The organism is Streptomyces sp. NPDC005281 (assembly GCF_040607495.1).
Classification (GTDB): domain Bacteria; phylum Actinomycetota; class Actinomycetes; order Streptomycetales; family Streptomycetaceae; genus Streptomyces.
In genome coordinates, this window is record NZ_JBEXGX010000075.1 from 1 (window position 1) to 7,539 (window position 7,539).

Below are 7,539 nucleotides of genomic sequence, written 5' to 3' on the forward strand. Positions count from 1 at the left end.
ATGGCCTCGTCGACGCTGGTGAAGCCGAAGGGCTCGGCCATCTCCACGCCCGCGACGAAGTTGGGGATCACGTTGCGCACCCAGGGGCCGTCGCCCTGGTAGGCGAGGTCGGCGGCCCCTGGGTGACGACCGGGATCAAACGCAGGCCCCTGCGGGAACTCACCCTCACAGAGAAGACCGTCAACCGGGCCCAGTCTGCGGCCCGGGCACCGGTCGAGCACGGCGTCGCGCGCCTGAAGTCCCGGCGGATCTTCCGCAGATCCCGGTGCAGTCCAAACCGCATGACGTCAATCGCCAAAGCCGTCCTCACCCTGGAGCGGCAACGCCGAAGAAGCTCAGTCATTCACCACCGCGTCGCGGCCGGCATACAGGCCCGGACATAGCCCACCCGTTCCATCCGTTGCCGAAGCGCAACCGACCCGACAGCGCAGATCCCGGCAGCCAACAGGCCGCCGGGATCAGGAGCAGTGCGCGCCTACTTGGGCCGGACGGCGTCCTTGGCCTTCTCCTTGGCCGCCCGCAGGTCGCCCTGGGATTCCTTGGCCTGCCCTTCGGCCTTCAGGGACTCGTTGCCCACGGCACCGCCGACGACCTTCTTGACCTTGCCCTCGACCTGCTCGCCCTTGGCCTGAGCCTTCTCGTCCGCAGCCACAACCACTCACCCCTGCCTCAATCGGAACTCACGTACGCCCTCCGTGTCACCCCGGATCGCATCCTCAAACCAACCCGATGACCGCAGTGCTTTCGCAGCCGTGGACCGCCTAAGAAATACATAAAATCCGCAGGAATGAAGATCGGACTGTCGGGCACACGATGGTCCGGAGGTTGATAACTATGGTTCCTATTCTTCTTGTTCTTCTGCTCGCCCTGATCCTCTTCGGTGCCGGTTTCGCACTCAAGGCGCTCTGGTGGATCGCCGTCATCGTGCTGATCGTCTGGGTGCTCGGATTCGTGATCCGTCCGACTGCCGGCGGCGGCAAGCGCGGCCGCTGGTACCGCTGGTAGACGGCTTGAACAGCACACATACATGGGTGGGGCCCGACGCTACGGCGTCGGGCCCCACCCATGTCCCGTCCCGGCGAGCACGGGATGAACGTGGTGATTCTTCCGGTCCGGGGTAGCTGGAGGTCATGGCCGGAGGCGGCCGTGACGCCAGGAACCATAGCCCTCCAGCACGACGCCCCCGGCCATCTACGCATTTTGACGGCCAGCGTGTGTGAGCTCAAGAGGCCTGCACGATCGCATGTCTGAAGGAACGTCACCGAATTCGAGGCGCTTAAAAGATCCTACGCAGTTCGGTGCTGCGGACAGGCGGCAAATTTCGATGAGGGACGTAAGGTCGCGGCGGTAGATGACGCGTGATCAGCACCACATGGATCGGCTGTCTGAGAACTGCACGCCGGGGCACTCAGGTGCTGGGTGTGCGGCGGGGGCGGGCAGTCCCGTGGGGGTGACCGACCGTCCCTGCCCCGCCTTTAGCAGTACGGCGCCACACGCGGACTCCCTCATGCCGGTACACCGAGCCCGGGCCTTCCAATAGGGTGTCGCCCTCGTTTCGCCCCCACCCAGCTGTCGATACCTACCGGTGGCCGGCCAAGGGCACGAGTCCGGCGAGACGCGAGTCCGGTCCCGCACGATGTCCGGTCCTCCCCGCCTCGCAGCCCCGTCGAAAAGTTGCCCGAACCCGCCTGGTAAATCTGGTGTGCATTCCCCAGGTCCGGGTAAACGGGCGCTGGCCGGCTACCGCAGCCGGCGGCACGGGGGCTGGATCGCGTCGTAGGGAGGGCCTTGAGATGACGATGACCGTAACGACACAGGCGCGCAGCGTCGTACTGCCGGAGATAGCCGACCCCTCGCAGGTCGCGCCGAAGGACGCCCGCGAGCTCTCGAAGCTGTTCTTCGACCAGCTCGCCGTTCTGGAAGAGGGCACACCCCAGTACCAGTACGCGCGCAACACCCTGATCGAAATGAACGTCACCCTCGTTCAGTACGCGGCCTCGCGTTTCCGCAGCCGCGGCAGCGAGGAGATGGAGGACATCGTCCAGGTCGGCACGATCGGCCTGATCAAGGCCATCGACCGGTTCGAACTGTCCCGCGAAGTCGAGTTCACCTCCTTCGCCGTCCCCTACATCGTGGGCGAGATCAAGCGCTTCTTCCGCGACACCACGTGGGCCGTCCACGTCCCCCGCCGCCTGCAGGAAGCACGCGTCCAACTCGCCAAGGCCACCGAGGAACTCCGTAGCCGACTCGGCCGCACGCCCACCGTGCGTGAGCTGTCCCAGCTGATGTCCCTCAGCGAGGAAGAGGTCAACGAAGCCCGGCTCGCCTCCAACGGCTACACGTCCTCATCCCTCGACGCCGCCATCACCTCCGGCGAGGACGGCGAAGCCGCACTCGCCGACTTCATCGGCACCGACGACCACGCCCTCGAACTCATCGAGGACTTCAACGCCCTCGCCCCGCTCATCGCCGGACTCGACGACCGCGAACGGCGCATCATCCACATGCGCTTCGTCGAGGAGCTCACCCAGGCCCAGATCGGCGAACACCTCGGCATCTCCCAGATGCACGTCTCCCGCCTCCTGAACCGCACCCTCGCCAAACTCCGCGAAGGCATGCTCACCACCAACTGAGCTGAGCAGACAGCGACATGAGTGCGGCGGTGTGCCCCACCCGCGAGGTGGAGCACACCGCCGCACTCATGTCGGACGCCAGGTCCGGCAAGGCAGTGTCGTGGTGCTGATGACCGTACGTGCGGCGCTGGGGCGGACGACCAACGAAAGTCGCGTGACCTCGCTGGTCATCTGGGGTTGTCAAGAGAACGTGCAGGCCAGCGCAAGTTCGGCCGTTCAGGCAAGTGAGTCACGTGGCCCGGTCGGGTGCAAAGGGTCGGCGGAGGCTTGGGGCGGCGGGCCGTGGTGCAGGGTTGCGTGGTCATGGGATGCCCCGGCGTCGATGGTCTGAGGGTGGGCGGCCGGCGCCGGGGCGTTCGTCATGCCGGTGTGCGGTTACCGGGGCCGGGGAGGTGGCCGTGGTTGGGCCGGTCGTGGCCTGGCTTTCAGTGACCCGGCTTGCCGTGGTCGGGCTTCCCGTGGCCCCGGGGCACGACCCCGATCGCCACCCCGAACGGGAGGTCGCCGACGGGGATGGTGGCCACGACGGTGTTGGTGTGCGTGTTGATCACGGACACCGTGTCGGCGTTGGCGTTGGTGACGTAGGCGCGGGTGCCGTTCGGCGACACCGCCACCTCTCGAGGCGCATCGCCGACGGGGATGGTGGCGACGACCGTGTTCGTCGCCGTGTTGATCACGGACACCGTGTCGCTGTCGGCGTTGATGACGTAGGCGCGGGTGCCGTTCCGCGACACCGCGACCCCCTGGGGCGCATCGCCGACGGGGATGGTGGCGATGACGGTGTTGGTGTGCGTGTTGATCACGGACACCGTGTCGCCGTTGGAATTGGTGACGTAGGCGCGGGTGCCGTTCGGCGACACCGCCACCCCGAACGGGAAGTCGCCGACGGGGATGGTGGCGACGACCGTGTTGGTGTGCGTGTTGATCACGGACACCGTGTTGGCGCTGGAATTGGTGGCGTAGGCGCGGGTGCCGTTCGGCGACACTGCCACCCCGATGGGGGCATCGCCGACGGGGATGGTGGCGATGACGGTGTTGGTGTGCGTGTTGATCACGGACACCGTGTTGGCGCTGAAGTTGGTGACGTAGGCGCGGGTGCCGTTCCGCGAGACCGCCACCCCCAGGGGCTCAAGGCCGACGGGGATGGTGGCGACGACCGTGTCGGTCGCGGTGTTGATCACGGACACCGTGTTATCGGCGCGGTTGGTGACGTAGGCGCGGGTGCCGTTCGGCGACACCGCCACTTCCCACGGCGCATCGCCGACGGGAACCGTGACCACCACCGTGTTCGTCGCTGTGTTGATCACCGACACCGTGTCATCGCTGAAGTTGGCGACGTAGGCGTAGGTGCCGGGCGGCACGGCCTGGGCGGGCTGCGGGGCCACCATGGGCAGGGCCAGGCCGGCCACTAGGACGAGACCTGCCGCCAGGGCCCGCAGCAACCCATCCCACCAGGAGCGACGCACTCGAAGACCAGGCGGCGCCGACGACGGGAGGGCCTCCTGCGCGCCCACCTCCCTCACGGTTTGACAGATAGTCACAGCAATCCTTCTGATCGGGCTGACAGAATGGGACGCATTATGACAGTTCGTCATATTCGGTATGGCGGGGACGCGCGACCGCCCCGACCATGGGCCGGGGCGGTCGCCTGGACGTTCGTGCGCCGCACCGAGACCGCATCCGGTCCGGTGCCGCGACTGAACCAGAGGATCCGGGGCACGGAGGCGGGCGACTGGACCCAGGCAGGGTGAGCACGACGGGCCGGGAGGGGCACCCTCCGCCGACAATCACTCGGCAGGGGGGATCGCTCAGGAATTCATTGATCCGGCGCAGGGTGGCGCACCCACAAGGCTTACGCACATGCCGTACGTGCCTGACGATCCCTCGGATACCCGTAAGGCATGTACGAAAACGGCCACTTGCCCTACATGCCTGCTGCCTCGCTGGCACCCGAGATAACCATCAGGGCACCGGCAACACTGGTGCCCTGACCGATGATCGTGAGGCTCTGCAGGCCAGCTGGAATCAGACCCGTGACCACCTCAACGCCGCCCGAGCCCACCTCATACGCCTGCCGGACATCGATCTCTCAGCGACGCTGGAGTTGCTGGAGCACAACGAGCTGGAACTCGCCTTCGACTGCCTGGTCGATCTCGGTCACGACCTCGACCTGCCCCTCAGTTTCTGGCAGCACTTGGACCGAGCGGCTCGTGAGATGCGGCTTTACAGCGATGCGCTGCACAAGCCCCACCTCACGGCTGCCGACTTCTGCCGCCGTCACCTCGCCGCTGCCTCCGAGCAGGAATGATCCACCAATCCGGCGAACCTTCCCGGTCAGAGCGCTAGACGACGGCACCCTCACTGCAGAGGAGGCCGCCGGCCACGATCAGGACGAGGACAGCCACTCCGCCGGCATGCAGGAGGTCGGAAAACTGTTGGTGCTGCAAACCTGTGCACTTCGAATCACATTCCGTGATGCTGTCCATCCCCCTCCGTCACCGTCTTCGTGGTTCCGCGATGAGGCCTGCGGCCTTCGGGTCCGGCATGACTTACCTGCTGACGGGGCCGATCACCAGAGTCTTGGGTGAAGGGCCGACGCTGTGGCCAGGTCGACGGCTTAGGGGTGTACTGGGAGATGTGCGGCGCGCGCCCACGAGCGGAGGCCGCAATCCACTCTCCGAGGCGATTCTCGTGAACAAACACACCAGAGGATTCATCGCTGCCACCGGATCGGTGCTTCTCCTGTCCGCGACGACCGTCGCGTACGCCCAAGGCAACAACCACGGTTCGGCAAGCGGTGCACACGTAGCGACATCGGCCGTGAGCACTTCGTCCTCCGTGACGGTGTCCACCAAGTCCACGCCGCTCGGCAAAATCCTGGTCAACAGCAAGGGGCACACCCTTTACCTTTTCCAGTCCGACCAGAAGAACAAGTCCACATGCAACGGGGACTGTGCCAAGGCCTGGCCGCCACTGAAGGCGAACGGAAAGACGATCGCCAAGGGCGGCGTCAACAGCAAACTTCTCTCGTCCATCACGCGCAGCGACGGCTCGAAGCAGGTGACGTACAACGGTCACCCGCTCTACACATTCATCGACGACACGAAGGCCGGGCAGACCAACGGCCAGGGGATCGATGCCTTCGGCGCCAAGTGGTACGTGCTGGGTACTGACGGCAAGCAGATCACCAAGCAGCCGTCGTCATCGAGCGGCGGCTACTGACGACATCTCTCAGGCGCGTGGTGGTGCCGGGTGGCCTTCTTCATGCGTGGCGTCAGCGTCGCGGGGTCGTGCGGCCGAACTGGGCCATGAGACGGTCGAGTTGCGTGCGGGCGAAGTCGTAGGTGGTCGTGTCCGTGTGCCCCCGGAACCTGGTCTCGACGATCATGATGACGGCCAGGTGCAGGGAGTAGAGGCGTCGGCGCAGGCGTTGTGAGGGGGACAGTTCGGCCAGGCCGTATCCGCTCATGAAGTCGGCGGGGTCACCGAACGCGGGAAGGTCGATGCCGGTGAATCCGGCTTCCATGAGCGGGTCCGCCCACATGGCGCGTTCGTGGTCGAGGACCGAGACGATCCGGCCGTCTCTGATCATCGAGTTCTTCGTCCACAGGTCCACTTCGACGAAGCGCGGTTCGCTGACGTCGTCCAGAGCACTCGCGTTCTCCACGAGGACCGAGCGGATCTCGTCGTAGTGCCAGCCGATGTCGACGCCTGTCCGCCTGCCGTCGGCGAGGGTGTCTTCGAGCACCTGCGTGAACGCCTCGCGCCACGTCGCCGATCCCGGGCCCCGCAGCGGTCCAAAGTGCGGGCCCACGATCGAGTTGAGTTCCCGGTTGAGCGCGCCCAGCTGCCGGTTGCCCGCGGTGACGACCTCGGCCGGCAGCCGCCCGTCCTGCACGGCCAGACCGAAGTTGTCCGCGTCCACGAACTCCATGAAGAAGTAGTCGGCCTCGACCAGTTCCCCGGACAGATCGGCGTGGTCGACCCGCGGGATCGGGACCGTGGTGCGTTCGCGCACCAGCGCCATCGCAGCGAGTTCCGTGCGCATCATCCCCCGCTCGCGGGTCAGCACCGTGACGTCCCCGGGAGGAGCGATCTTCAGCACCGCCTGCCGCCCGTCACGCAGCCGGATTCGGTAGGCGACGTTGAACCAGCCGTGGGTGATCTCCTCCGCGAAGTCGTCGCCCTCGGGTACCTGCCCGGTCCCGTAGGCCCGTTCGATCATCGCGCGCAGCGTGTGCGACGGCTGCCGGTTCTTGGTGATGCTCTCGGTGACGGCTTCCAACGAAGGCTCCTCGGGGCACGGGATACCGGGCACAGGGACGCCCAAGAGCTGGCTCGTTCCCGGCGGGTACAGGGTAGTTCGAAACCGCGTCGTGGCCGCGGGCAATGTCTTCCCGCCGTCGCGCCCGCCCCCGCCTCCGACTCGATCGGAGCGAATGGCACAGCAACCGCACGAACCCCGGCAACAGCAGCGGGGACGGCCTTCGTCGGCCAGCCTCGCATGCGGCCGGTGACATGCCGGTGCTCTTCCTGCCGAGTGGAGCCGGCCCTGCTCGGCAGGAAGAGCACCGGGGCTGGCCGCTAGAAGATTCGATTCAGCTCATGTTGGACGGCGAGAGACACCCAGGGAGAGACATGGCGGGCCGCGACGGAGGAGTGCTCAGCTTCGTTGAACGTCGGTGAGTTGGCGTCGACGGCTGAGAGGTAGAGGTCTTCGGCGCAGGTCAGTTGCCTTGTTGGGCTGTCGAGGATCCACGCGAACCTGCCCATCTGCCGTCTCGGATCCGGGGCGGCGAGCCATCCGCCCAGTACTACAGCCGTGGCTCGTGTCCGTGTCCGGTGTCCGTGTGATGCGTTGTCCTGTCCGTGAGTACGGAGCGGGCTGTGCAGGTCTGGGCGGGCT

The 7,539-nt window shown here is 66.3% G+C and carries 7 protein-coding genes and 1 pseudogene; 5 read left to right on the top strand and 3 right to left on the bottom strand.

Going from position 1 to position 7,539, the window contains the following annotated elements; all coding sequences use genetic code 11:
• Nucleotides 1–113: 113 nt before the first annotated feature.
• Nucleotides 114–383, top strand: a pseudogene (locus ABZV42_RS41635) (hypothetical protein); the annotation flags it as partial.
• 92 nt (nucleotides 384–475) lie between these two features.
• Here the strand turns inward: ABZV42_RS41635 and ABZV42_RS41640 are convergent.
• Nucleotides 476–652, bottom strand: coding sequence for a CsbD family protein (locus ABZV42_RS41640; RefSeq protein ID WP_351430033.1), 177 nt, complete (start codon nucleotides 650–652; stop codon nucleotides 476–478).
• Nucleotides 653–834: 182 nt separating this feature from the next.
• Here ABZV42_RS41640 and ABZV42_RS41645 point away from each other — a divergent pair, with 182 nt between their 5' ends.
• Complete coding sequence (locus ABZV42_RS41645) at nucleotides 835–1,005, top strand: hydrophobic protein (RefSeq protein WP_355986450.1); 171 nt, start codon at nucleotides 835–837, stop codon at nucleotides 1,003–1,005.
• Nucleotides 1,006–1,793: 788 nt separating this feature from the next.
• The gene (locus tag ABZV42_RS41650) at nucleotides 1,794–2,633 is read left to right on the top strand and encodes an RNA polymerase sigma factor SigF (protein WP_356057460.1); all 840 of its coding nucleotides are present in this window, start codon (nucleotides 1,794–1,796) and stop codon (nucleotides 2,631–2,633) included.
• A 425-nt stretch (nucleotides 2,634–3,058) separates the two neighbouring features.
• On the opposite strand, the gene ABZV42_RS41655 is transcribed toward ABZV42_RS41650, so the two are convergent.
• Nucleotides 3,059–4,075, bottom strand: a complete 1,017-nt coding sequence (locus ABZV42_RS41655) for a beta-propeller fold lactonase family protein (RefSeq protein WP_356057462.1) — start codon at nucleotides 4,073–4,075, stop codon at nucleotides 3,059–3,061.
• A 188-nt stretch (nucleotides 4,076–4,263) separates the two neighbouring features.
• Between ABZV42_RS41655 and ABZV42_RS41660 the strand changes: the two genes are divergently transcribed.
• Both ABZV42_RS41660 and ABZV42_RS41665 read left to right on the top strand, forming a co-directional pair.
• Nucleotides 4,264–4,941 (top strand): MafI family immunity protein, encoded by a 678-nt coding sequence (locus tag ABZV42_RS41660; protein ID WP_356057464.1) that lies wholly within the window; start codon nucleotides 4,264–4,266, stop codon nucleotides 4,939–4,941.
• Nucleotides 4,942–5,453: 512 nt separating this feature from the next.
• Nucleotides 5,454–5,855 carry a hypothetical protein gene (locus ABZV42_RS41665; RefSeq protein WP_355991068.1) on the top strand — a complete coding sequence of 134 codons (402 nt, stop codon included), beginning with the start codon at nucleotides 5,454–5,456 and terminating at the stop codon, nucleotides 5,853–5,855.
• Between the two features lie 52 nt (nucleotides 5,856–5,907).
• Here the strand turns inward: ABZV42_RS41665 and ABZV42_RS41670 are convergent, their stop codons facing one another.
• On the bottom strand, nucleotides 5,908–6,918 hold the full coding sequence (locus tag ABZV42_RS41670) for an aminoglycoside phosphotransferase family protein (protein ID WP_356057466.1): 1,011 nt from the start codon (nucleotides 6,916–6,918) through the stop codon (nucleotides 5,908–5,910).
• Nucleotides 6,919–7,539: the final 621 nt, after the last annotated feature.

Coding starts and splice junctions, on each gene's coding strand:
- ABZV42_RS41650 (WP_356057460.1), top strand. CDS start 1,794: ATGACGATGACCGTAACGACACAGGCGCGCAGCGTCGTACTGCCGGAG.
- ABZV42_RS41645 (WP_355986450.1), top strand. CDS start 835: ATGGTTCCTATTCTTCTTGTTCTTCTGCTCGCCCTGATCCTCTTCGGT.
- ABZV42_RS41660 (WP_356057464.1), top strand. CDS start 4,264: ATGGGCCGGGGCGGTCGCCTGGACGTTCGTGCGCCGCACCGAGACCGC.